Here is a 23,210-nt window from a genome sequence, read left to right as displayed (position 1 = left end):
CATACACCTAGAGTCCTAGGATGCCCTACGCGGTGTGACTGTTCCACGGTTACCGCGATAGCGCCTTCGGCGCCCTTCTAGAAGGAGCGCCTTCGGCGCACCGACCACCAACCCCCGGCTTTTCCGCGTGACCCGGCTTTCCGCGTGATCATGAACTAGCGGTCGTGATCGACCGGCGTGTCGTGTCCCGGGCGCCCTGATCGTTCCCCGACGGGACTGATCGACTTCTCCGTAGGGGAGCGGTCAGTGGAACTGGTCCCAGCCGAGTTTCGCGACGAGTCCGAGGACGACGACGAGGAGCACGATTCGGATGAACTTGGCGCCCCGTTTGAGGGCCAGTCGCGCGCCGAGTTGGGCACCGGCGATGTTGCAGACGGCCAGGATCGCGCCGAGGAGCCAGTCGACGTGACCGAAGTAGCCGAAGACGGCCAGTGCGCCGAGGTTGGTGCCGGTGTTGAGGATCTTCGCCATCGCGCTGCCGTGGACGAAGTCCGCGCCGATGATGCCGGTGAAGGCGAGGACGAGGAAGGTGCCGGTGCCGGGGCCGATGGCTCCGTCGTAGAACGCGATGGCTCCGCCGCCGAGGGCGATCATGGTCGCGATGCGTACGCGGGTGCGTTTGGCTGGGTCGGCGGCGAGGCCGAGGCTGGGCCGGAAGGTGACGAAGAGGGCTACGGCGACGAGGACGCCGAGGATGACGGGCCGGTACGCGCTGGCGGGGACGCTGCCGGCGAAGAGGGCGCCGAGGCCGGAGCTGAGGACGGCGAATCCGGCGGCGGGGCCGGCCACTTTCCAGTCGATGGCGGTGTGGCGGGCGTATGTGTAGGCGGCGGAGGAGGTGCCGGCGATCGCGGTGAGCTTGTTGGTGCCGAGGATCGTGGGCAGGGGGAGGCCGGAGGCCAGCAGCATGGCGGGGAGGACGACGAGGCCGCCGCCGCCGACGATGGCGTCGACGGCTCCGCCGGTGGCTGCGGCGATCATGAGGATGGGGAGTCCGGCGAAGTCCACGGCTGCGGATTGTGGCCGTTCGGGGTGGGGCCGGGCCAGTTCGTGTGATGAGTGGCACTGGCGGGTGGGGCTTACCGTGTCAGCCATGTCGATGGGTTCGCCGGGGGAGCCGCGGCGGGTGGGACGGCTGCGAAGTCTGGTGTCGGTCGGCGGTGTGGTCGGGTTGATGGCCGCCGTGGTGGTTGTGCCGTTCGCTGCGATCGCGCTGTTGTTGCCGGTGACGGTCGCGGTGCTGGTGGCTTCGTTGGTCGTGCTGTTCCGGGATGGCCGTGGTCCGGCTGCCTTCGTGGCCTCCGGGCGGGCGTTCGAGGTGCCGGCGCGGTGGTCGGTGGCGTTGTTGCCGTTGTTGTGGATGGTGCTCGCGTCGGTACAGGCGGGTCGGCTTCTCCGGCCGCGCCTCGGCGGGGAGTGGGCGGATCAGGTGTCGCCGTGGGACACCGCGCTCTTGGCGACATATGCCGTGCTGGTGGGCGTGTGGCTGGTGCTCGCGTTGCGACGGCGGTCGGTGGCGTTGACGCCGGAGGGGATCACCCGGTGGGGTCCGCTGGGTCGGGTGGAGATTCCGTGGGCGGCGGTCGCGCCGGCGCAGCAGGCTGTGGTGTCGCATTTTCTGGCGCGGTGGCTGCATTTGGCGGTTGCGCCGGGTGGGGTGCGGCGGCTTGGGTTCGTGCCGTTCGCTGATGAGCTGCCGCTGCAGGAGTTGGAGGTGGACAGCCGGTTTTTGGCGGATGCGATCGAGTTTTATGTGCGGCATCCGGAGCGGCGGGCGGAGATCGGGTCGCCGTCGGAGCATCGGCGGTTGTTCGCCGAGTTGGCCGAGTGGTATGCGGCGGCTCGTCCGGTTGCCGGCCCTTTGGGGCGTTGATCAGCGGCGGGGGCCGCCCATCTTTCGGCGTTGTTCGGCGAAGAACATGCCGGCTGCTCCGACGGCGATGAAGAAGAGCGCGAAGCAGACGACGGCCTTGAACATGGGCGTCAGCCTAGCTCCGCGCTCTGCCTGGTGACCAGTGGGTCAGCGGGTGGGCCGGATGGCAGGTCGGCGGGTGGGTGTCAGAAGTCGCCTCCGCCGAAGTCCCCACCGCCGAAGTCTCCACCGCCGAAGTCTCCGCCGCCGAAATCGCCTCCGGCGTCGTAGCCGCCACTGTCGTAGCCTCCGCCGTCGTAGCTGGTGTCGGCGTACCCGGGGTCGTAGCCCGTGTCGGTGTATCCGCTGTCGCCGGTGTCGCCGCCGGTGTCGTAGTAGTTCTCGGTGACGTTTTCGGTGACGTTCACGTCGGGGGTCATCATGTCGCTGATGACCATGCCGCCGAGGAAGCCGAGGGCGGCTCCGCCTGCTCCGGCGGCGATCATGCCGCCCATGCCGGGGCCGCGGCGTCCGCTGTCGTAACCGCGGTAGTCATAGCCGCGGTCATAGCCCCGGTCGTGGCCGCCGCGGTAGCCGCCGTGGTTGCCGGCGGCGGCGTATCCGGGTCCGCTGGGGCGGTAGCCGGGCTGCTGCTGGTAGCCGGGTTGGGCGGGCTGCATGAACGCGCCGGGTTGTGTCGACTGCTGGGGGACGCGGGCGAGGGCTTCGCGGACCCAGCTGGCGATGATCTCGGTGAGGTCGCCGCCGGCGTCGGTGTGGGCGAGGGTGTGGTGGATGGGCGGGGTGCCCCAACCGGCTTCGATCTCGATGTCGAGGGCGTGCGCGTTGGCGGCGAAGTTGAGGCTGAGTTGGGGCAGGTGCGCGCCGGGTTGGCGGGCGTCGGCGGGGGCGTAGAACGCGATGCGCTGGACGACCGGGGTGGGGAGGCCGACTTGCTGGCCGGGGCGTAGGTCGGCGCGGATGAATCGGCAGCCGAGGGTGCCGAGGGCGTCGAGGAGGTGGTTGTGGACCGGCAGGGGTGCGACTGTGAGCGGGTCGAGGTCGGTTTTACCGGAGCCGCCGCGGACGTCGACCTGGGTGTGTACGCCGAGGGTTGTGCCGGGCAGGGGCTGGCCGTAGATGGTGGTGATGGGGGTTTCCCACGGGGTCTGGCTGTTCAGGGGGATCGCGTGGGTGGCGCCGGCGGGCAGGGTGAAGCGTCCGGTGGCGTTGATGCGGGCTACCTCGAAGGTGGCGCCGGCGGATTGGGCCACGAGGATGAGGGTGATGCCTTCGATGTCGGTGTCGGAGCCGCCGCCTTTGAGGTGGATCTGGCCCTGGAGGGGGCCGCCGGGGGTGGCGGTGGGGGTGGATAGCACGGTGTCGACGGTGGGTCCGCCGATGCCGAGGCTGCCCAGGAGTTTCTTGAAGACCATCTGCCCATGATGGCTGCTGGGCGCAAGTTCTGCCGCTGCCGTGCGGGCGTTTCAGGGAAGTCTCAGGGTGCGGGTCAGGGTCGGGGGCGGGCGTTGCGCAGCCGGATGCCGCTGAAGGCGAGGGTGCTGGTGATGACTTCGTCCCACCAGGGCCAGAGGGTGGTGGTGAGGCGGAGTTCGATGGCGGCGTCGCGGTGGGTGGTGAGGAGGTCGCCGACGGGTTCGGCGGGGCCGAGTGGTTCGACGGTGGTGGTGGCGACGTACGCGTGGCCGTCTTCGTGGATGGGGTGGAAGGCGGCGGCGGGGAGGCGGTAGGCGTACAGGGTGGTGGTTTGGAGGGCGGGGAGCCAGTCGTATTCGATGACGTGGACTCGGGTGGTGGCGGGGCCGAGGAGGCGTGCGGCGTCGGCCGGGTCGGTGTCGGGGGTGGTCCAGGCCATCGCGCGGGGGCATTGGCGGGGGAACCAGTAGGACGGGCTGTGGTGGGTGTCGACGGCCCACACGTAGGCGCTGGTTTCGCGGGCGGTGGGGGCGAGGTGGGGGTGGAAGACGGTGATGCTGGGGTCTTCGGAGAAGTGCAGGAGTTCGCCGGGTCCGGGGCGCATCCGGGCGACGGTACGCGCCCCGGAGCCGGTCAGGCGAGTGGTTTGACCGCGATGACGTGGAAGAGCCGGGCGGTGAGTTTGTAGGGGAGCCGGTCGGCGAGGGCGATCTCGAGGCGTTCGAGTTCGGCGTAGAAGCTGGCGTCGTATTTGCGGTCGTCGTCGGCCATGTAGTCGCAGACGCTGCGGATGCCGTAGTGGCCTTCGACGCGGGCGCCGAGTTTGGACAGGACGGCGATGACTTCGTCGGCGGTGCGGGGGGTCATCGGGGCGCCGAAGGTGCGGGTCATGCGTACTGGTGAGTTGAGGGCTTCGAGGGCGGCGGAGGGGTCCTGTTCGCGTACGGCGACGCGGAGGGGTTCGCTGTGGGCGTTGTTGCTGATGACGGAGAGGACGCCGCCGGGGCGCAGGGTGTCGAGGCAGGTGGTGAGGGCGGCTTCGACGTCGGTGACGTAGGGCAGCAGGTTGTGGCAGAGGACGAGGTCGTGTTCGAGGCCGGCGAGCAGGTCGGGCAGGCGGGCGACGTCGGATTCCACGATGGTCATGCGGTCGGCGACGCCGGCTTTGCGGGCGAGTTCGGTCGCGGCGGCGAGCATCTGCGCGGAGTAGTCGACGAGCGTCACTTTGTGACCGGCGGTGGCGAGGCGGACGGCTTCGACTCCGTTGCCGCCGGCGACGTCGAGGACGTGTCCGGGGGCTCCGCCGGGGAGGGCTTCGTCGAGGTGGCGGGCGAGGTTGGCGGCGGCGATGGCGTACCGCAGTCGTCCCCAGGGTGCGTCTTGCCATTGACGCCAGGCTGATATGGCTTCGTCGAAGGTACCGCTGCTTACTCGTCCCATAGGGTGACGCTACTCAGCCGAGCCGTCGTGCGCCAGAGCGGTGTCCTTGGTGCCCAGTTCGCCGGCGCGGTAATGGCGGCGGCACAGTACTTGGTAGCGTACGTCGGCTTCGGTGGCGCCGGTGTCGCCGATGACGACCTGTTCGCCTTCGCGGGCGACGGTGCCGGCGACGATGCGGGCGTTGAGCAGGCCGGGCCGGCCGCACCAGCAGAGGACTTCGACTTGGAGTCGGTGGACGCTGTCGGCGAGTTCGAACAGGCGGCGGGCGGCGGGGAACAGTTGGGAGCGGAAGTCGGTGGCCAGGCCGAAGGCGTACACGTCGACGTCGTAGGTGTCGACGAGGTCGGCGAGCTGTTCGATCTGGTGCTCGGTGTAGAAGCAGGCTTCGTCGCAGATCAGGTAGTCGACGGCGGCGCCGGCGGCCCAGCGTTCCCGGACGAGGGTGACGAGGTCTAGGTCGTCGGTCACTTCGACGGCCTCGTGGGACAGGCCGATGCGGGTGGTGACGCGGGGGCTCATGGACCGGTCGTTGCGGGTGAGCACGACGCCGCGGCGGCCTTGCCGGGAGTGGTTGTAGTCCATCTGCAGGGCCAGTGTGGACTTGCCGCAGTCCATCGGCCCCCAGAAGAACTTCAGGGAGGCTCCGTCGCGTAGTCGGCCGTCGCCCGCCGCATGGCAGGACGCCCCGTGTCCGGTGTGATCCACGGGCGGCAGCCTAGTAAACGCAGGCTGCCGTGTGCACACCACCCGGTGTGCACACGGCGTACACGTTGATGTTAGAGAAGCTTGGGCGGTGTGTTGCCGGCGGCGGCGATCGCGCGCCGCATGGGCACGGCGAGCAGTGCGGCGAAGCCGAAGATGAAGAACGCGATGAGTGAGACGATCGCGAACCGGTAGCTGCCGGTCTGGTCGAACGCGAAGCCGAACAGCAGTGGGCCGAGCCAGCTGGTGCCCTTGTCGGAGATCTCGTACAGGCCGAAGTATTCGCCTTCGCGGCCCTTGGGGATGAGCTGGGAGAACAGCGACCGGGAGAGGGCTTGGCTGCCGCCGAGGACCAGGCCGATCGCGGCGGCGAGCGCGGCGAACGGCAGGACTTTGCCTTCGGGCAGGAAGTAGGCGGCGACGACGATGACGGACCAGACCGCGAGGCTGCCGAGGACGGTCTTCCACGCGCCGAACAGCTTGGCGAGCCAGCCGAGCAGCAGTGCGCCGCCGAACGCCATGAACTGGACCATGAGGATGACGGGCATGGTGACGGTGATGTCGAAGCCGAGTTCTTCGGAGGCGTAGGTGCCGGCCAGGCCGATGACGGTCTGGATGCCGTCGTTGTAGACGAGGAACGCGATCAGGAAGAACAGGGTCAGCGGGTACGCCTTGAGGCTGCGCAGCGTGTGCCACAGCTGGCGGAAGCCGTCGAGCAGAACGTTGCCGTGGCGTTCGCCGCCGGTCGCGGGCCGGTCGCGGAGCCACATCAGCGGCAGGGTGGTGAACACGGCCCACCAGACGCCGGCGGAGACCAGCGACCAGCGGGCGACTTCGGCCTTGCTGTGGTCGTCGGTGCCGAACAGGACCACGGCGACGACGTTGAACAGGAACAGCAGACCGCCGCCGAGGTAGCCGAACGCCCAGCCGCGGCTGGACACGGCGTCGCGGTCGTTCTCGTCGGCCAGCTGCGGCAGGAACGAGTTGTTGACCACGACGCTGGCGCCGAACGCGACGTTGGCGATGAGGAACAGGGTGGCGCCGAGGGCGTACCGCTCGCCGGTGAGGAACAGCAGGCCGATCGTGGCGACCGCGCCGATGTAGGCGAACAGGCCGAGCAGGCGGCGTTTGCGGCTGGACCGGTCGGCCATCGCGCCGGCGATGGGCAGTACGAGGACCTGCAACGCCACCGACAGGGAGGTGGCGTAGGGGAACAGCGACCCGGCTTTGAACGTCAGGCCGAGCAGGTGCACGTTGCCGGCGGCGTCGGCGCCCGCCTTCGCGATCGCCGTCAGGTAGGGGCCGAGGAAGGCGGTGACGACGGTCGTGGAGAACGCCGAGTTGGCCCAGTCGTAGAAGTACCAACCGAGCCGCTCCCGCGGCGTGGACAAGGCGGCGGCCCCCGTCTGGGGCGGCGCTTCTGCGGTCATAGCGGCAGATGATGCCAGTACCGGGTGCCGGCCGCGATCATCCGGGTGGCCGGTCCCGTCCCGGCGCGCCGCTTCCGCCGGGGGGCGCTCTCGTACGGCGCGACACGTCCGTCAGGTTCGGGTGGGAGAGACGTCCATCTTCCTGGCGGGTATCCGACGTTCTGCCGAGGGTAGGTCTGCCGGTTGCCGGATGCCTCTAGTCAATCCGTACGTCGTCAGTGACAATGTCCGAACGATCGTCAATTTAATAGGCAGGCCTCGAAGGGGAGGGACGCGCCGGCGGCACCGGTCCCCCCGGCGGCGCGGAGGGTGGGGAGGTGTTCGGGTTGGCTGCCGAAACCGGCTCCGACGACTGGGTGGTGCGCCTTGCCCCCGATCAGGTGGCCCTGCTGGAGCGGCTGGCCGACGGGCAGACCATCGCCGCGGCCGCACAATCGGAGTGGATGTCGTTACGGACGGCGAACCGCCGGGTCGCCGAGTTACGGGCGCTGCTGGGGTTGGCCAGCACCCGGGAGGTCGTCGCCGCGTACATCAAGCACCGTCGGCGTACGTGAGTCGGGGTTGAACGACCGCCGGGTCTCGCTGGGCCGGGTCGGGTCGGCGTACGCGGGCCGTTCGGGTTCGTCCTTGCGCAGTGGCGCCAGTTCCGAGTGCAGCGCTGCGATGATGCGGTCGGTGGCGCGTTGGACGTCGCCGCGTACGGCGGGGTCCAGCCCGGACAGGTCGACCGGGGTGCCGAAGTGCACCTTGACCGTCGGGCGTACGCGGATGTCCCGCCATACGGCGCGGGCGAGGTTGGGCAGGATGTCGGCGTACGGGATGACTTCGTGTGACCCCCATTGGGCGACGGGGACGACGGTCGCGCCGGTGATCAGCGCCAGCCGGGCCATGCCGCTGCGGCCCCGTTCGGGCCACAGCCCGGGATCGAGGGTGATGCGGCCCTCCGGGTAGCCGGCCACGACGCTGCCTTCGGCGAGCGCGGCGACCGCGTCGTCGACGGCTGCCGACGCCAGCGCCTCGTCGGCCGACACGCGGGTTCGGTTGACCCGGATGTGCCCGCTGGCCTTCATCGCCGTGCCGACGATCGGCGCCCGGAACAGGCCGCCCGTCGCCATGATCCGCGGCCGTACGCCGATCTTGCGCGTGGCGGCCGACAAAGCGATCGGGTCGAACGTGCCGATGTGGTTCACGGCCAGGATCAGCGGCCCGTGGCGCAGTCCGGCCGGCACGTCGCCGGTGACCTCGAGCCGGGCTAGCAGGCCGGTCAGGATCCGGGCGAGGCCCTGCAGCACGCGCCAGACCAGGGGCGCGCGCCAACGGGGGCCGGTCGGGGCAGTCGTCGCGCTCATCGCGGGACGATCGTGGCACACCTGGGGCTGGGTCGGTGTCACCGGGGCGTCTCGTGCGGCTCATGCGGCGCGGGTCGGACGGCTCGGGTCGGACGGCTCGGGTCGGACGGCTATCGCGCCGGGCCCGCGTGGGCGCGCCGGCGCGGCGCCGGGCAGCCGCGTCGTGCGAGGGCCGGCTCGGGAGGGCCCGGATACGGTGATCTCCGGAAGGCGGAGCACCTTTCGGCCGGCCGGTGAGGTACGCAAGCATCCGGAGATCATCGAGCCCGCCCAGCGATGCCAGACACGCGAACGCCCCGAGATCACCGCACCAGCCCGGCCACGCCCCTCACGCGAGCATCCGGAGATCACCAAGCCCGCCCAGCGACGCCCGGCCTCAGCAGACATGACCCGCCCGGCCGGGCCCGGCACCCGAAGCCCCGGCGATGCCCGTAGACCGGGGCGGAATGCTGCGGCGATAGCCGTAGACTATCGACTCATGGCGGGCGGCTGTGGCCGCGACGTGCGCAAACACGATTTCTGCGCACCAGCTGAGCGGGCGCGCGACGGGGGAACCCATTCCCAGCAGGGGATCGACGGGCCCGGCCATCGAATCCGGTCAGACCACCCCACCCGGCGCAGGACCTGCGGCCTGCGGAGTTGGGTCACATTTCCCCTCCAAGGCACCCGGGGCGGTCGTATGGTCACGGCAGACGGGTCATGGCAGGACGACCGGCGGAGGGACAGGCATGGACGCGCTCGACTGGGCCAGGTGGCAGTTCGGCATCACCACCGTCTACCACTTCCTTTTCGTGCCGATCACGATCGGGCTGTCGTTCCTCGTGGCGGGATTCCAGACCGCCTGGGTACGCGCCGAGAAGCGCGGCGACCCGCACGCCGTGCGCTGGCTGAAGCTGACCAAGTTCTACGGCAAGCTGTTCCTGATCAACTTCGCGATGGGTGTCGTCACCGGCATCGTGCAGGAGTTCCAGTTCGGCATGAACTGGTCGGCGTACTCGCGGTTCGTCGGCGACATCTTCGGCGCGCCGCTGGCCATCGAGGCGCTGCTGGCGTTCTTCCTCGAGTCGACGTTCCTCGGGCTGTGGATCTTCGGCTGGGACAAGCTGCCCCGCAAGATCCACCTGGCGTGCATCTGGATCGCCGCGTTCGGCACCGCGCTGTCGGCGTACTTCATCCTGGCCGCGAACTCGTTCATGCAGAACCCGGTCGGGTTCAAGCTGAACCCCGAGACCGGCCGGGCCGAGCTGACCGACTTCGGGGCGGTCCTGACGAACAAGGTCACCCTGGTGACCTTCCCGCACACCCTCGCCGGCTGTTTCCTGACCGGGGGCGCCCTGGTCGCCGGGGTGGCGCTATGGCACGTCATGCGCAAGCGCCCCACCGGCGACGCGGACAAGGACGCCGACCGGCGGGCGTACCGCAGCGCGTTGAAGGTCGGCGGGTGGACGGTGCTGGTGGCGACCGCGGCGCTGTTCGTCACCGGCGACACCCAGGGCAAGATCATGACCGAGGTGCAGCCGATGAAGATGGCGGCGGCCGAGGCCCTGTACGAGACCGCGCAGCCGGCGCCGTTCTCGCTGTTCACCATCGGCACCCTCGACGGCAGCGAGCCGATCTACTCGATCGAGATCCCGGGCCTGCTGTCGTTCCTGGGGACGGGCAGCTTCGACGGGCAGGTCCAGGGCATCAACGACCTGCAGGCCGAGTACGAGCAGAAGTTCGGGCCGGGCAGCTACACGCCGATCATCCCGGTGACCTACTGGACGTTCCGCCTCATGATCACCTTCGGGGCGATCGCCGGGCTGTTCGCCCTCTGGGCGCTGTGGGCGACCCGGCGCGGGCGTACGCCCAGGACGCGCTGGCTGCGCTGGGCCGGGCTGTCCCTGCCGCTGCTGCCGCTGGCCGCGAACTCGGTCGGCTGGATCTTCACCGAGATGGGCCGCCAGCCGTGGATCGTGTTCAGCCAGCTCAAAACCGCGCAAGGGGTGTCGCCGACGGTCGGCGTCAGTGAGGTGATCACCTCGCTGACCGTGTTCACCGCGCTCTACGGCGTGCTCGCGATCGTCGAGGTCGGGCTGCTGCTCAAGTACGCCAAGGCCGGCGTGCCGGACGTGACGCCGCCGCCGGAGCGGCCCGACAAGACCGACCAGCCCCTCGCGTTCGCGTACTGAGTCTGAGGCGGAGACAAGACATGGAACTGACCACCGTCTGGTTCATCCTCATCGCCATCCTGTGGACCGGCTACTTCGTCCTGGAAGGCTTCGACTTCGGCGTCGGCATGCTGCTGCCCGTGCTCGGGCGGGCCCACGGCGACCGGGCCCTCGCGGAACGCCGCCGCCGCGTCCTGATCAACACGATCGGGCCGGTCTGGGACGGCAACGAGGTGTGGGTCATCACCGCCGGCGGCGCGACCTTCGCCGCGTTCCCCGAGTGGTACGCCACCATGTTCAGCGCGTTCTACCTGCCGCTGCTGCTCATCCTGGTCGCGCTGATCGTGCGCGGGGTGGCGTTCGAGTACCGGGGCACCCGCGACGACCCGAAGTGGCGGCGGCGGTGGGACGCCTGCATCGTGATCGGGTCGGTGGTCCCGGCGTTCCTGTGGGGCGTCGCGTTCGGCAACATCGTCCACGGCCTCAAGATCCGGCCCAAGCCGCTGCCGAACGGCCCGCTGGAATACGTCGGCTCATTCTGGGACCTGCTCAACCCGTACTCGGTCCTCGCCGGGGTGACCATGGTGCTGCTGTTCCTCACCCACGGCGCGATCTTCCTGACCCTCAAGACCACCGGCGAGGTCCGCGACCACGCCCGCGCGGTCGCGTCGAAGGCCGGCCTGCTCGCCGCGCTGTTCGCGGTGGCGTTCTTCGCGTTCACCTTCAGCTACCGGTCCACCGGCGCGTCGATCGTGCTGTCCGTGGCAGCCGTCGCGGCGTTCGCGGCCTCCCTGTCACTCATAGTCGTACGCAAGGGGCAGCGGCCGGGCACCCGCAAGGAAGGCTGGGCGTTCGCCGGGACGGCGGCGGCCATCGCGTTGACGGTGGTGTCGCTGTTCGTGGCGCTGTGGCCGAACGTGTTCCCGTCGTCGCTGCTGCCCGAGTGGAGCCTGACCGCGCAGAACGCGTCGTCCACCCCGTACACGCTGAAGATCATGACCTGGGTGGCGGTCGTGTTCACCCCGCTGGTGCTGCTCTACCAGGGCTGGACCTACTGGGTGTTCCGCAAGCGCATCGGCGTCGAGCACATCCCCGACGGCGCTCACTGAGGGGGCTCACCCGCCTACTCAGTCGCCCCGTCGCGGAGGACTCAGTCATCCCACCCGGACCGACTCAACCACTGCACCGAGGGGATGAAAATGCCGCACCACCAGTGGCGAGCCGGTGGTGCGGCATCCTTGATCAAGGCATAGTCAGCGGCATGAGGACCACCGCGGCGGGACTGCGCACCCTGTGGGCGTTCTCGCGCCCGCACACGATCATCGGCACCGCCTTGGCGGTCTGCGCGCTCTACGTGCTGGCCACCCATGCCGCCCAACGACAAGACCCCGCCCTGTGGCTGGTGGTGCTGGTCGCCAGCCTCGCCGTCAACGTCTACGTCGTCGGGCTCAACCAGCTCACCGACGTCGAGATCGACCGGATCAGCAAGCCCTACCTGCCGCTGGCCGCCGGTACGCTGCGCCGCGGCGGCGCGGTCGCGATCGTGGCCGTCTCCGGCGGGGTGGCGCTGCTGCTGGCCGGGCTGCAAGGCCGCTACCTGTTCACCGCGATCGCGATCATCGCCGCGATCGGCACCGGCTACTCGGTGCCGCCGATGCGGCTCAAACGGTTCCCGCTGCTGGCCGCGGCGTGCATCATCGCCGCCCGTGCGGTCGTGGCCAACCTCGGCGTCTACCTCGCCTACTCGGCCGCGCTCACCGGGCGGGCCGAACTGCCGGCGTACGTGCTGCTCATGGTGGGGTTCATGGCCGGGTTCGCGGCCGTCATCGCCCTGATGAAAGACATCCCGGACGTCGACGGCGACCGCCGCCACCAGATCTCGACCCTGGTGCTGACCATCGGCCCCCGCCGCACCCTGCGGCTGTGCCAGGCGATCCTGAGCCTCGGGTACGCCGCCGTCATCGCCGCCGGGCTGGCCGGCGTCCCGGACGTCGACAGCGTGGTGCTCGTCGCCGCGCACGCCGCCGCGCTGGCGGTGCTGTGGCTGACCGGGATACGCGTGGACGGCGCCGACACCGACGCCGTCCGTCGCTACTACATGCTGATCTGGAAGCTGTTCTACGTCGAGTTCGTGGTCTTCCCGCTGGCGGTGCTGCTGGCCTGACCCCGAACGGGTGGGCTCAGGCGCCCAGCTCGGCCAGCTTCGCCTCGACCTCGGCCAGCTCCGCCCGCAGCTTCTCCGCCGCCGCCCGCGCGTTGTCGCGCTCGGACTCCAGAATGTGCTCCACGGCCTCCTGCACGCCCGGCACGTCGAGCAGGCTCACCATCTTCAGCGCCTCCGCCGGCTTGATGACATACGGCTTGGCCAGCGCCTTGGAGCCCTGCATCGCGCCGACCGTCCACTCACCCTCGGTGTAGGCCAGCGTCACCACCAACCCCGGCGGGGTCTTCACCTTCGCGGCACGCGCGGCCGGCTTACGAGGCGCCGGCGCGGCCGGCTCGGCGGGGGTTTCTTCGGACACTGCGGGCTCCTGACGTGCGGTCTTCTCGGTGCTGGGCTTGGCGGGATCGATGAGGTCCTCGCCGATCGCGAGCGGACGCCGCCCGCCCGGCTCAGTCTGCTCCGGAGCCGGCGTCACCACGGCGTCGGCACGCCGGGCAGCCGCGCCCCGAGGCGGCATCTGGAGATCGGCGGGGGAGAAGGGCAGGGCGTCGCCGCCGAACTTCACCACGATCCACTCGTCACCGGCGTCCGGATCCTCCAGGGCGACGACCTGGCCGATCTGGCCGGCGATCTGCCCGGCCGACTCGGTGAACATCACACGCGGCCGCTTGCCGCCGTCGAGCACGCCACGGATCTGCTCCAGATCCGTCTTGGTCAGTCCCTTCCCGGTCATCGTCGCTACTCCACTCCGTCCACTCTCCGAACACATGTTTGATAGCACTCTTCTACCAGAGGCTACCGACAGTCCGGCAACCGACACCCCGCCGGGCCTCACCCCACGGCGGGTTCGAGCAGCGCCAGCGTACGCGCGGCGGAGTCGAGCGCAGCGTCAGGTGAGGGCGGGGGAGTCGAGGATGGACAGGGCGGCGGCCGCGGCGGGGGTGTCGAGTTCGAGGACGACCAGTTCGTTGGCGCCCTCATGCCACAGCGGCGTCGGAGCGTACAGGGCACGCTGGGGTCCGGCCGACCAGTAGCGGCCCAGCAGGAAACCGTTGAGCCACAGGTAGCCCTTGCCGCCGCCGGGCAGCAACCACGCGTCGGCGAGACCGTCGACCGTCACGAAGCCGCGGCGGAAGACCGGTCCGTCCACAATGCTGTCGGCGACGGCGTCAGTGTCGTCGGCGTGGTCCCACGGCACGGCGGGCAACGGGCCGTCCAGGGGCAGCGCGCGGGCGGTCCAGCCGTGCACGTACTGGCGCTCGTGCAGTACACCGCCGGTGATCCCCTTGCGTTCGCCGACGAGCGGACCATAGTTCGGCCGCCCCATCGACTCGACCAGCAGCTCCAGCCGCGCGCCGGCAGCCGGCACCGCGAACGACAGGTCCGCGGGCCGGTCGCGCTCCAGCACGCCGATCACCGCGCCGTCGACCGCCACCTGCGCGCGGTCGGCCAGTCCCCGCACCACCAACGGGTACGCCGTCCGAGGTCCCGGGACGGTCGCCGTGTAGCGCACGATCCCATGGACGATCCCGAGCTCCTCGAAGGACGGCGGTTGCGGCGCGACCGTCTCCGGCGCGCCGACCTCGTCGATGACCTGCGTCAGGCGTACCCGTTGAGCAAGCGTGACCGAGGCTCGGGGCTGGACCGGCGTGGGCGCGGGCGGGTCGGGCAGCGGCCCGTCCACCTCGTTGCGGTACGCGGACAGCACCTCGCGGAACGCCCAGAACTTCGGCGTCGCCCGGCCGGCCTCGTCGATCGGGGCGTCGTAGTCGTAGGAGGTGACCGTGGGCCGGAAGTCGCCGTCGAGACTCGGGTTGGCCAGGTTCGCGCCCGCGGTCGTGCCGAAGTTCGTGCCGCCGTGCGCCATGTAGACGTTGACCGACGCGCCCGCCGCGAGCATCGCCGCGAGGTCGGCGGCGGCGTCGCCCGGATCCCGCAGCACGCGGTCGTGGCCCCAGTGGTCGAACCAGCCGCACCAGAACTCCATGCAGAACTTCGGGTCATCCGGGCGGTGCTCGGCGAGTTTGGCGAACGCCTCGAGCGGGCGGCTGCCGAAGTTCACCGTCGCGAGCAGACCCGGGACCGAACCGCCGGTGAGCATGTGGTCCTCGGGGCCGTCGGAGGTGAACAGCGGCACGTCCACGCCGCGCTCGCGCAGCCCGTCGGCGAGGTGCCGCAGATGGGTCAGGTCGCTGCCGTAGGAGCCGTACTCGTTCTCGACCTGCACCATGAGCACGTTCCCGCCGCGGGTGATCTGACGGGCGGCGACGTGCGGGACGAGCACGTCGAACCAGCGGTCCACCTCGGCCAGGTACGCCGGATCCGCGCAGCGCAGCCGGGTCGGCGGCAGGCTGCCGGTCAGCCACGCCGGCAGACCGCCGTTGTCCCACTCGGCGCAGATGTAGGGGCCGGGGCGCACGATCGCGTACAGGCCCTCGTCGCGGGCGGCGTCGAGGAAGCCGGCCAGATCGGTCAGCCCGTCGAAGTGATGCTCGCCGCGGCGCGGCTCGTGGAGGTTCCACGGAACATAGGTCTCCACCGTGTTCAAGCCCATCGCGCGCAGCATGCGCAGCCGGTGCCGCCACTGGCCGGGATGCACCCGGAAGTAGTGCAGCGCGCCGGACAGCACCCGGAAGGGCCGGCCGTCCAGCTGGAAACCGGCCGGAGTCACCTCGAACGTCTCGTGCATCGGGGCAGGCTAACAGGTTCGGAAAGCGCTTACCAACGTGCCGGCCTCACCGCAGTCCAGTCCCGTTGATCATGGAGTTGACCGTGGTCTCGCCGGTGTGTCGTGACCGGAAACTCCATGATCAACGGGGCGAGGCGGTGGACGGGCGGGTGAGGTGGAGGGGGGCGTTGGGCGGGAGGGCGTCTTCGGCCGCGCCCTGCGCGAGGCGCAGTGCCCCGTCGACGGCGCTGCCACCGGGTTCCCGCAGCGTCGCGCCGGCGGTCACGGTCGTGGCGAACGCGTCCCACAACGCCGGACCGGCCTGGAACAGATTGCCCGTGTACGCGATCTCGCGCGGCGCGCCGGGCGGCAGCGCGGCGAGCGCCGACGTGGCCAGCTGCGTACCGGCCTCGGCGAGCAGCCCGGCGGCGACCGGGTCACCGGATTGCGCGGCGGCGGCGATCGCGGGCACGAACCCGGCCATCACCCCGGCGCGGTCGTCGCGCCCGGCGAGGTCGCGGACGAGGGCGATCGGGTCGCCGTACCGCTCGGTCAGGGCGGCGAGCAGGACGGGGGAGCCGCCGGGACGGCCGTCCGACGCGCGCAGCGCCGCCTGCATCCCGGCACGGCCGAGCCACGAGCCGCCGCCGATGTCGCCGAGCAGGTAGCCCCAGCCGTCGACCCGATGCCAGGCGCCCAGCCAGTCCGAGCCCAGCGCCACCGCCCCGGTGCCGGCCGCGACGACCGCTCCGCCGCGCAGGCCCAGCGCGCCCGCGTACGAGGTGAGCATGTCGGAGCAGAGCACCACGACGGGCGTTCCGGCCGCCTCGGCCAGCGCTTGCGGCAGGCGTACCCGTAGCTCGTCGCCGAGCAACGCGAAGCCGGTGAGGCCGGCGCCGACCGCGTCGATCGGGGCCGGGCGGCCAGTGACCAGTTCACGGACGAGGGGTGTCAGGACCGCGACCGCGTTGGCCGCGTCCACGCCGCCGGAACCGATACGGGTTGGTCGATCTGTGCTGGTCGTGGCAATAATGACGCCGTCGCGCGCGAGGGCGGCGCGAGCGCCGGTGCCGCCGACGTCGAGGCCGATGGTGAGCACGCCGGGGACGATACACGTCGCGCCGAGGTCACGGTGATTTCTTAACGATCCAACAAAGGTGACGGTTAAACCTTGACAACGGCAACGGCGACCCGGCACAGTCTCACCACTCGCACCGCACACGAGGCACCACCCCTAGATCTCCCATCACCACAGACCTCCCATCAACGAAGAGGGACACCCGAATGTCTGCACAGGATCTGACCCGCCGCGCGGTACTGCGCGCCGGCGCGGGCGCGGCGGCGGTCGCCGGATCGGCGGGCCTGCTCTCCGGCTGCGCGCTCGGTGACGACGAGCCCGAGACCAAGTCCGACAAGTACGAGGGCACCAAGAGCGACAAGAACCCGCTCGGCGTCAAGGAAGACGCCCCGCTCGAGATCGTCATCTTCAACGGCGGCTTCGGCGAGGACTACGCCAAGGCGCACGAGGCGATGTACAAGGAGACCTACCCGAAGGCGGAGATCAAGCACTCCGCCGTCGTGGAGATCAACAAGACCCTCCAGCCGCGGTTCGTCGACGGCACCCCGCCGGACTTCATCAACGACTCCGGCGCGGGCCAGATCCCGCTGGGCGACCTCGTCGCGCAGAACCAGCTCGCCGACCTGACCCCGCTGCTCGACGCGCCCAGCCTCGACGTGCCGGGCAAGAAGGTCCGCGACACCCTGCTGCCCGGCGCGGTCGCGTCCGGCACCTTCGGCGAAGGCGTGTACGCGCTCAACTACGCCTACAGCGTCTACGGCATCTGGTACTCCCGGAAGCTGTTCGCCGACAAGGGCTGGGCGTACCCGAAGACCTGGGACGAGCACATCGCGCTGTGCAAGACCATCAAGGCCGCCGGCATCGCCCCGTGGACCTACGCCGGCAAGCACCCGCGCTACTTCAGCTGGGCGGTGCTGTCGACGGCCATCAAGCTCGGCGGCAACTCCGTCGCGCTGGCCATCGACAACCTCGAGCCGAACGCGTGGACCTCGGACGCGATGAAGACCGCCGCCGACGCCTGGTACCAGATCGTCAAGGACAAGTACATCCTCGAAGGCACCCCCGGCCTGGACCACAAGCAGTCCCAGGCCGAGTGGTGCAAGGGCAAGGCGGCCATGATCCCCAACGGGTCGTGGCTGGAGAGCGAGCAGAAGGACGTCACCCCGGCCGGCTTCAACATGTCGGTCGCGCCGACGCCCAGCCTCGGCGCCGGCGACAAGCTGCCGTTCGAGGCCATCCGCGGCACCGCCGGCGAGCCGTTCATCGTGCCCGCCAAGGCCAAGAACGAGCGCGGCGGCCTCGAGTACATGCGGCACATGCTGTCGATGAAGGGCGCCAAGGACTTCACCACGAAGGTGTCCAGCCTGACGATCGTGGCCGGCTCCACCGACGGCGTCACCCTGCCGCCGGGCCTGTCCTCAGTGGCCGACGCGCTCAAGGCGTCCGGCACCAACGGCTTCAACTGGGTGTACCCGGTGTACTACCGCAAGCTGGAGCGCAACCTGGTCGACGCCGCGTGCGGCGACTTCTTCTCCGGGCGTACCACCCCGGACGAGTTCCTCAAGGCCTGTCAGAAGGGCGCCGACGAGATCGCCGCCGACAGCTCCTTCAAGAAGTACAAGCGCACCGCGTGATCCGGCTAGACGGAGGGGGAGCCCGGCGTGGGCTCCCCCTTTGGGAGGTGACACTGTGAAGCACGGGAAATGGCCGCTCTTGGCGACCTTCCTGCTGCCCCCGTTGGCGCTGTACGCGTACTTCGTGATCTCCCCGTACGCGCAGACCTTCGTCATCTCCACGACGGACTGGCACGGGCTCTCACGGAACTACAACGTCGTCGGGCTCGACAACTTCAAGCGACTGTGGAACGACGAGCACATCTGGAACGCGCTGCTGCACAACCTGTGGCTGCTCCTGCTGCTGCCCGTCGTGACGATCCTGCTCGGGCTGTTCCTGGCCACGATGCTCAACGTCGGCGGGCGCAGCGGCCGGATCACCGGCGTGTGGGGCGCGTCGGTCTACAAGCTGATCTACTTCGCGCCCCAGATGCTGTCGGTCGCCGTCATCGGCGTGCTGTGGACCGAGGTCTACAACCCCCGGTCGGGCCTGCTCAACGCGGGACTGCGGGCGATCGGCCTGGACGGCCTGGCACAGATCTGGCTCGGCGACCCCGACGTGGCACTGGCGGCCGTGATAGCCGTCATGGTCTGGTCGAACGTCGGCTTCTACGTCGTGCTGTTCGGCGCGGCGATGCAGTCGGTGCCCAAGGACATCTACGAGGCCGCCGCGCTCGACGGAGCCAGCCGGTTCGCCACCATGTTCAAGATCACCGTCCCGCTGCTGTGGGACACCATCCAGGTCGCCTGGGTGTACCTGGCCATCATCGCGATGGACTCGTTCGCCCTGGTCCAGATCATGACCCGGGGCGGGCCCAGCTTCTCCACCGACGTCATCGGCGAGCGCGTGTACGACGTGTCCTTCGGGGACTCGCAGTTCGGCTACGGCTCGGCCATCGGCGTGGTCATGTTCTTCCTGACCCTCACCATCACCATCGTCGCGCTGCGACTGACCCGCCGCGAGAGGATCGAGCTGTCGTGAGCACTCTGACTTCGGCCGACCCGGCGACCGAGGCCGCGGCCACCCGGCGAGCTCCGGCGAAGCGCTCCGGCGGCAAGAGCCTGGTCGACGGCACCCTCAACGTCTTCTCCCACGGGTTCCTGCTCGTCTGGGGTCTGCTCACCGCGCTGCCGCTGCTGTGGGCGGTGCTGAGCGCGTTCAAGAGCGACAACGAGATCCTGTCCGACCCGTGGGGGCTGCCGGGATCGCTGCGCTGGGACAACTTCAGCCGAGCCTGGACGCACGGCCACATCGGCCAGTACTTCCTCAACACCGGCATCGTGCTGATCGGCTCGCTGACGCTGACCATGCTGCTCGGCGCGACCGCGGCGTACGCCCTGGCCCGGTATCAGTTCTGGGGCAACCGGATCGTCTACTTCGCCTTCGTCGGCGGCATGATGTTCCCGGTCGTGCTCGCCTTCGTGCCGCTGTTCTTCGTCGTCCGCGACGCGGGAATGCTCAACACGCTGCCCGGCCTGATGCTCGTGTACACGGCGTACTCGCTGCCGTTCACGGTCTTCTTCCTCACCGCGTTCTTCCGTACGCTGCCCACCGCGGTCAGCGAAGCGGCCCTGATCGACGGCTGCGGACCGTTCCGGCTGTTCTTCCGGGTGATGCTGCCGATGGCCAAGCCCGGCCTGATCAGCGTCGGCATCTTCAACTTCCTCGCCCACTGGAACCAGTACCTGCTGCCGGTCGTCCTGCTGAAGGACGAGAACAAGTACGTCCTGGCACAGGGGCTGGCCGCGTTGGCGGTCAGCGAGGGCTATCGGGGCGACTACTCCCGGCTGTTCGCCGGGCTGACCCTGGCCATGCTGCCCGTCCTCGTCGTGTACGCCGTGTTCCAGCGGCAAATCCAGGCCGGACTCACCGCCGGTCAGATGAAGTGACGGATGATGTGCCCATGACGACTGTTTCCTCCGGCGCGGCCGCCTCCGGTTCGGGTGCGCTGCGCGACACCCCGCCGATCGACGCCGACTCCCTGCTGGCCCGCCTCCGGGGCCTGCTGCCCTCGCTGCCCGACTCTGAGCAGGCGGTCGGCCGGCTCGTCATCGAGCAGCCGTCGGAGATCGCCCGGGCCAGCATCTCCGAGCTGGCCCGGCGAGCCGGCACGTCGGCCACGACGGTCACCCGGTTCTGCCGCGACGTCGGCCTGACCGGCTACCACGAGCTGCGGCTGCTGCTGGCCGTGGCGGTCGACCGGCAGCAGTCGGCCGGCCGGCACGTGCCGATCGGCGCGGAGACCGACATCGCGCCGGAGGACAACTTCCCGGCCATCACCCAGAAGATGGCCCACGCCGCGCAGCGCGCCATCCAGGACACTGTGGACACGTTCGACCTGGAGGCGCTGTCGGCGGCGGTCGACGCCCTGAACCGGGCGCACCGGGTCTACCTCTACGGCGTCGGCTCCAGCGACGTCGTCGTGGCCGACCTCGACCACAAGCTGTCCCACCTGGGGCTCACCTGTCTGGCGTACTCCGACGTGCACCGCGCGGTCGCGTCCGCGGCGCATCTGAGCGCCCAGGACGTCGTCATCGCGGTGTCGCACTCGGGGCGCACCGTCGAAGTGCTCGACCCGGTCCGCGTGGCGAAGCAGCGGGGCGCCACGACCCTGGCCATCACCAACTACCCCCGCTCACCCCTGGCTGAGATGAGCGACATCGTGCTGGCCAGCGCCGGACGGGAGAGCATCTTCTTCCGCACCGGCGCGACCGTCAGCCGGATCGCTCAGCTCTACGTCGCCGACTGTCTGTTCGCCGCGCTCGCGCAGCGTCGCGGTGATCAGACGTGGGAGGCGTTCGACCGCGCGCACGACGCGGTCTCGTCCCGACACTCTGCAGGCAGGACCAACAACCGTGTACGTGGAAGTCGAACCTGACGCTCCGACCGAACGCCGCAACCCCGCCTCCGACCGGATCGACGAACTGCCGCTGGCTGACGTCCTGCGGCTGATCAACGAGGCCGACGCGACCGTGCCGGCGGCGGTGGCGGCGGTACTGCCCCAGATCGGCGAGGCCGTGGAGGCCGGGGTCCGCGCCCTGGCCGGCGGCGGCCGCATCCACTACTTCGGCGCGGGCACCTCCGGCCGGGTCGCGTTCGCCGACGCCGCCGAGCTGCGCCCGACCTACGCGCTGCGACCGGACCAGGTCGTCCCGCACGTCGCGGGCGGGGTGGACGCCCTATGGCGGGCCGCCGAACAAGCCGAGGACGACGACACCGCCGGGGCGCGCGACGCCTCCGACGTCAAACCCGGTGACCTGGTGCTCGGCGTGGCCGCGAGCGGCGGCACCCCCTACGTCGGCGGTGCGCTGCGGCAAGCCCGCAAGCTGGGCGCGACGACCGGGCTGATCACGTCCAACCCGCGGGCGTCACTGGCCGAGCACGCCGACATCTTCATCGCCGCCGACACCGGCCCGGAGATCATCACCGGCTCGACCCGGATGAAGGCGGCCACCGCGGCGAAGCTGATCCTCAACACGTTCTCGACCGCGCTGATGGTCAAGTACGGGCGGACCTACGGCAACCTGATGGTCTGCGCCGTGCCGACCAACGCCAAACTGCGCCGCCGCGCGGTGTGGACGCTGTCGGCCGCCGCGCACGTCGACGGAGACCTCGCAGCCGAAGCGCTGGCCGAATCCGGCGACGACCCGTCGGTGGCGTTGCTCATGCTGCTGGCCGCGCCCGACCACCAGCTCGCCGACGTCGACGCCGCACGGCAGGCGCTCGCCGAGACCCGTGGGGCGATCCGGCCCGCGGTCTCCCGCCTGACCGCCTCCTGACGCTGCGCTGGCGCTGCACTCACGCTGCGCTTTGGTGGCAGATCAGGGATATGCCTGGAATCTTGATTCAAGATCGCAGGCATATCCCTGATCTGCCGCTTATGCGTGCGCCGAGTGGGGCGGGCGGGGCGCAGGAGGACGGGTCAGATCGGGTTGGCTTCGAGCAGTTCGGTGAACCAGCCCCAGACGCCTTCGCCGTACTCGGAGAGTAGTTTCTCGTCGGCGTCGCGCAGTGAACGCCGATACGACAGCGCCCGGCTGATCTTCGTCACGGTCAGCGCGGCGTCGACCCAGCGGACCAGGTCCGCCCGTGTGTGCTCGCCCGTCCACGCCTCCAGGTACGCGTCCCGCAGCCGGGCCAGGAGCGGGTCGCCCTCCTCGACCTCCGCCTTGCGGGCGGCGACCCGCAACGTCACCAGCAGCGTCCCGAACGGGTGTGCCACGCTGGCGTCGCCCCAGTCGAAGAACGCGTGCTTGTCGCCCCGGACGAGCACGTTGGCGTCGTGCAGATCGTCGTGCTGCAACGTCGGGCCGATTCCGGACGCGACGAGGTCCTCGGCGGCCCGCTGCACGACCGGCCGCATCGCGGTCAGCGCGTCGAGCTGGCCGGTGACGTTCGCCCGGACGAACGGATCGTTCAGCAGCAGGTCGAACCACTCCGGCAGGCGCTGCGGCCGCAGGTCGGGCGTACCCACGGCGAGGAGGTCGGCCACGTGCGGAGTGAGGCTGCGCTGGACGTCGGCGTACTCGCCGAGCATCTGCTCCCACACCTCGATCCGGAACTTGCCGTCCTCGTGCGCCCGCAGCGTCACGCCGCCGTCGGGGCTGAGTGACCAGCCGCGCCTGGCGTCGACCGCGAGGGGGACCACGACGTGCGCCGGCACGAGCGTGCCCAGCAGCCGCAACAGCCCCGCCTCGTACGCCGTGTCGGCGAGGTTGAGCTTGAGCCACATGTCCCCGGCGTCCGTAGTGATCTTGGCCACCTGGGACCAGGGATATCGGTGGGGCCAGGTGACCTCGTGCACGCTGATCCCGCGTGCTGTGAGTTCCGTCGTCGCCCAGTCTTCCGGCCGCAATTCGTTCACACCGGGAAGCTACCGTTGACCGGTGCCGTTGGTCAGCTTGTTTACCGTCGTCGTCGCCCTCGCCGCCGCGAGCGCGATCGGCGTCGTGTGGAAACGGCGTAACGGCCGGTTCACCGCCCAGACCCCGGGGGAGGTCCCGATGCTGCGCGAACTCGGCTGGCAGCCGGGCACACCGCTGACCCTGCTGCAGTTCTCGTCGGCGTTCTGCGCCCCGTGCCGGGCCACCCGCGCCCTGTGCGAGCAGGCCGCGAAGACCGTCGACGGCGTACGCCACGTCGAGGTGGACGCCGAGTCGCACCTCGGTGCCGTCCGCGAACTGGGCATCATGCGTACGCCGACGGTGCTGCTCGTGGACGCCGCCGGGACGATCGTCCGCCGGGCCAGCGGCCAGCCGACCCGTGCCCAGCTGGTGGGAGCGATCACGGCGGTTCTCGGCGAGTTCACAACCGCCCAGTAACTTTG

General features: G+C 70.1%; 22 protein-coding genes. 11 read left to right on the top strand and 11 right to left on the bottom strand.

Annotated elements, in window-relative coordinates; genetic code table 11:
- Positions 1 to 243: 243 nt before the first annotated feature.
- Complete coding sequence (locus tag HDA40_RS01710) at positions 244 to 981, bottom strand: sulfite exporter TauE/SafE family protein (RefSeq protein ID WP_253763532.1); 738 nt, start codon at positions 979 to 981, stop codon at positions 244 to 246.
- 112 nt (positions 982 to 1,093) lie between these two features.
- On the opposite strand from HDA40_RS01710, the gene HDA40_RS01705 reads away from it, so the two are divergent.
- Positions 1,094 to 1,873 carry a hypothetical protein gene (locus HDA40_RS01705; RefSeq protein WP_253750606.1) on the top strand — a complete coding sequence of 260 codons (780 nt, stop codon included), beginning with the start codon at positions 1,094 to 1,096 and terminating at the stop codon, positions 1,871 to 1,873.
- Positions 1,874 to 2,058: 185 nt separating this feature from the next.
- Here HDA40_RS01705 and HDA40_RS01700 read toward each other — a convergent pair whose 3' ends face one another.
- The 5 genes from HDA40_RS01700 to HDA40_RS01680 form a co-directional block, all read right to left on the bottom strand.
- Positions 2,059 to 3,288: a sporulation protein gene (locus HDA40_RS01700; RefSeq protein ID WP_253750604.1), complete on the bottom strand. Its 1,230-nt coding sequence runs from the start codon at positions 3,286 to 3,288 to the stop codon at positions 2,059 to 2,061.
- 74 nt (positions 3,289 to 3,362) lie between these two features.
- The gene (locus HDA40_RS01695; RefSeq protein ID WP_253750601.1) at positions 3,363 to 3,893 is read right to left on the bottom strand and encodes a DUF6886 family protein; all 531 of its coding nucleotides are present in this window, start codon (positions 3,891 to 3,893) and stop codon (positions 3,363 to 3,365) included.
- A gap of 29 nt (positions 3,894 to 3,922) precedes the next feature.
- Positions 3,923 to 4,729, bottom strand: a complete 807-nt coding sequence (locus HDA40_RS01690; protein ID WP_253750598.1) for a methyltransferase domain-containing protein — start codon at positions 4,727 to 4,729, stop codon at positions 3,923 to 3,925.
- 9 nt (positions 4,730 to 4,738) lie between these two features.
- Complete coding sequence (locus HDA40_RS01685; protein WP_372502816.1) at positions 4,739 to 5,434, bottom strand: thymidine kinase; 696 nt, start codon at positions 5,432 to 5,434, stop codon at positions 4,739 to 4,741.
- Between the two features lie 71 nt (positions 5,435 to 5,505).
- Positions 5,506 to 6,879 carry an MFS transporter gene (locus HDA40_RS01680; protein ID WP_372503141.1) on the bottom strand — a complete coding sequence of 458 codons (1,374 nt, stop codon included), beginning with the start codon at positions 6,877 to 6,879 and terminating at the stop codon, positions 5,506 to 5,508.
- A gap of 299 nt (positions 6,880 to 7,178) precedes the next feature.
- On the opposite strand from HDA40_RS01680, the gene HDA40_RS01675 reads away from it, so the two are divergent.
- Positions 7,179 to 7,415: a hypothetical protein gene (locus HDA40_RS01675; RefSeq protein WP_253750593.1), complete on the top strand. Its 237-nt coding sequence runs from the start codon at positions 7,179 to 7,181 to the stop codon at positions 7,413 to 7,415.
- On the opposite strand, the gene HDA40_RS01670 is transcribed toward HDA40_RS01675, so the two are convergent.
- Complete coding sequence (locus tag HDA40_RS01670; protein ID WP_253750590.1) at positions 7,341 to 8,210, bottom strand: lysophospholipid acyltransferase family protein; 870 nt, start codon at positions 8,208 to 8,210, stop codon at positions 7,341 to 7,343. The genes HDA40_RS01675 and HDA40_RS01670 overlap by 75 nt on opposite strands.
- Before the next feature lie 728 nt (positions 8,211 to 8,938).
- On the opposite strand from HDA40_RS01670, the gene HDA40_RS01665 reads away from it, so the two are divergent.
- From HDA40_RS01665 to HDA40_RS01655, 3 genes are all read left to right on the top strand, one after another.
- The gene (locus HDA40_RS01665; RefSeq protein WP_253750587.1) at positions 8,939 to 10,381 is read left to right on the top strand and encodes a cytochrome ubiquinol oxidase subunit I; all 1,443 of its coding nucleotides are present in this window, start codon (positions 8,939 to 8,941) and stop codon (positions 10,379 to 10,381) included.
- Positions 10,382 to 10,401: 20 nt separating this feature from the next.
- Positions 10,402 to 11,469 (top strand): cytochrome d ubiquinol oxidase subunit II, encoded by a 1,068-nt coding sequence (gene cydB, locus HDA40_RS01660; RefSeq protein ID WP_253750584.1) that lies wholly within the window; start codon positions 10,402 to 10,404, stop codon positions 11,467 to 11,469.
- Between the two features lie 152 nt (positions 11,470 to 11,621).
- Complete coding sequence (locus tag HDA40_RS01655) at positions 11,622 to 12,524, top strand: homogentisate phytyltransferase (RefSeq protein WP_253750581.1); 903 nt, start codon at positions 11,622 to 11,624, stop codon at positions 12,522 to 12,524.
- Positions 12,525 to 12,540: 16 nt separating this feature from the next.
- Here the strand turns inward: HDA40_RS01655 and HDA40_RS01650 are convergent, their stop codons facing one another.
- From HDA40_RS01650 to HDA40_RS01640, 3 genes are all read right to left on the bottom strand, one after another.
- A complete protein-coding gene (locus HDA40_RS01650; protein WP_253750578.1) occupies positions 12,541 to 13,257 on the bottom strand; it encodes a hypothetical protein in 717 nt (238 codons plus the stop codon).
- A gap of 156 nt (positions 13,258 to 13,413) precedes the next feature.
- Entirely contained in the window at positions 13,414 to 15,213 is a 1,800-nt protein-coding gene (locus tag HDA40_RS01645; protein WP_253750575.1) for a glycoside hydrolase family 35 protein, read from the bottom strand.
- Between the two features lie 121 nt (positions 15,214 to 15,334).
- Positions 15,335 to 16,291 carry an N-acetylglucosamine kinase gene (locus HDA40_RS01640; RefSeq protein ID WP_253750572.1) on the bottom strand — a complete coding sequence of 319 codons (957 nt, stop codon included), beginning with the start codon at positions 16,289 to 16,291 and terminating at the stop codon, positions 15,335 to 15,337.
- Between the two features lie 185 nt (positions 16,292 to 16,476).
- Here HDA40_RS01640 and ngcE point away from each other — a divergent pair, with 185 nt between their 5' ends.
- The 5 genes from ngcE to HDA40_RS01615 are packed head-to-tail and all read left to right on the top strand — an operon-like array spanning position 16,477 to position 21,663.
- On the top strand, positions 16,477 to 17,904 hold the full coding sequence (gene ngcE / locus HDA40_RS01635) for an N-acetylglucosamine/diacetylchitobiose ABC transporter substrate-binding protein (protein WP_253750568.1): 1,428 nt from the start codon (positions 16,477 to 16,479) through the stop codon (positions 17,902 to 17,904).
- 55 nt (positions 17,905 to 17,959) lie between these two features.
- Positions 17,960 to 18,865 carry a carbohydrate ABC transporter permease gene (locus HDA40_RS01630; protein WP_253750566.1) on the top strand — a complete coding sequence of 302 codons (906 nt, stop codon included), beginning with the start codon at positions 17,960 to 17,962 and terminating at the stop codon, positions 18,863 to 18,865.
- The gene (locus HDA40_RS01625) at positions 18,862 to 19,773 is read left to right on the top strand and encodes a carbohydrate ABC transporter permease (RefSeq protein WP_372502813.1); all 912 of its coding nucleotides are present in this window, start codon (positions 18,862 to 18,864) and stop codon (positions 19,771 to 19,773) included. The genes HDA40_RS01630 and HDA40_RS01625 overlap by 4 nt, the downstream gene beginning before the upstream one ends.
- Positions 19,774 to 19,787: 14 nt before the next feature.
- Positions 19,788 to 20,762, top strand: coding sequence for a MurR/RpiR family transcriptional regulator (locus HDA40_RS01620; RefSeq protein ID WP_253750562.1), 975 nt, complete (start codon positions 19,788 to 19,790; stop codon positions 20,760 to 20,762).
- Positions 20,746 to 21,663 (top strand): N-acetylmuramic acid 6-phosphate etherase, encoded by a 918-nt coding sequence (locus HDA40_RS01615; protein ID WP_253750560.1) that lies wholly within the window; start codon positions 20,746 to 20,748, stop codon positions 21,661 to 21,663. The genes HDA40_RS01620 and HDA40_RS01615 overlap by 17 nt, the downstream gene beginning before the upstream one ends.
- Before the next feature lie 143 nt (positions 21,664 to 21,806).
- Here HDA40_RS01615 and HDA40_RS01610 read toward each other — a convergent pair whose 3' ends face one another.
- The gene (locus tag HDA40_RS01610; RefSeq protein ID WP_253750557.1) at positions 21,807 to 22,748 is read right to left on the bottom strand and encodes a phosphotransferase family protein; all 942 of its coding nucleotides are present in this window, start codon (positions 22,746 to 22,748) and stop codon (positions 21,807 to 21,809) included.
- Positions 22,749 to 22,770: 22 nt separating this feature from the next.
- Between HDA40_RS01610 and HDA40_RS01605 the strand changes: the two genes are divergently transcribed.
- Positions 22,771 to 23,205: a TlpA family protein disulfide reductase gene (locus HDA40_RS01605; protein WP_253750554.1), complete on the top strand. Its 435-nt coding sequence runs from the start codon at positions 22,771 to 22,773 to the stop codon at positions 23,203 to 23,205.
- The last annotated feature ends 5 nt before the right edge of the window (positions 23,206 to 23,210 follow it).

It is taken from the genome of Hamadaea flava (assembly GCF_024172085.1).
Classification (GTDB): Bacteria; Actinomycetota; Actinomycetes; order Mycobacteriales; family Micromonosporaceae; genus Hamadaea; species Hamadaea flava.
The sequence above is the reverse complement of the archived record's forward strand: the minus strand, read 5'-3'. Positions and strand labels throughout refer to the sequence as shown.

What these genes read in the sequence shown, in the direction of transcription:
- HDA40_RS01710 (WP_253763532.1), bottom strand. Translation starts at nt 981, where the DNA reads ATGATCGCCGCAGCCACCGGCGGAGCCGTCGACGCCATCGTCGGCGGC.
- HDA40_RS01705 (WP_253750606.1), top strand. Translation starts at nt 1,094, where the DNA reads ATGTCGATGGGTTCGCCGGGGGAGCCGCGGCGGGTGGGACGGCTGCGA.
- HDA40_RS01700 (WP_253750604.1), bottom strand. Translation starts at nt 3,288, where the DNA reads ATGGTCTTCAAGAAACTCCTGGGCAGCCTCGGCATCGGCGGACCCACC.
- HDA40_RS01695 (WP_253750601.1), bottom strand. Translation starts at nt 3,893, where the DNA reads ATGCGCCCCGGACCCGGCGAACTCCTGCACTTCTCCGAAGACCCCAGC.
- HDA40_RS01690 (WP_253750598.1), bottom strand. Translation starts at nt 4,729, where the DNA reads ATGGGACGAGTAAGCAGCGGTACCTTCGACGAAGCCATATCAGCCTGG.
- HDA40_RS01670 (WP_253750590.1), bottom strand. Translation starts at nt 8,210, where the DNA reads ATGAGCGCGACGACTGCCCCGACCGGCCCCCGTTGGCGCGCGCCCCTG.
- HDA40_RS01665 (WP_253750587.1), top strand. Translation starts at nt 8,939, where the DNA reads ATGGACGCGCTCGACTGGGCCAGGTGGCAGTTCGGCATCACCACCGTC.
- cydB (WP_253750584.1), top strand. Translation starts at nt 10,402, where the DNA reads ATGGAACTGACCACCGTCTGGTTCATCCTCATCGCCATCCTGTGGACC.
- HDA40_RS01655 (WP_253750581.1), top strand. Translation starts at nt 11,622, where the DNA reads ATGAGGACCACCGCGGCGGGACTGCGCACCCTGTGGGCGTTCTCGCGC.
- HDA40_RS01650 (WP_253750578.1), bottom strand. Translation starts at nt 13,257, where the DNA reads ATGACCGGGAAGGGACTGACCAAGACGGATCTGGAGCAGATCCGTGGC.
- HDA40_RS01645 (WP_253750575.1), bottom strand. Translation starts at nt 15,213, where the DNA reads ATGCACGAGACGTTCGAGGTGACTCCGGCCGGTTTCCAGCTGGACGGC.
- ngcE (WP_253750568.1), top strand. Translation starts at nt 16,477, where the DNA reads ATGTCTGCACAGGATCTGACCCGCCGCGCGGTACTGCGCGCCGGCGCG.
- HDA40_RS01620 (WP_253750562.1), top strand. Translation starts at nt 19,788, where the DNA reads ATGACGACTGTTTCCTCCGGCGCGGCCGCCTCCGGTTCGGGTGCGCTG.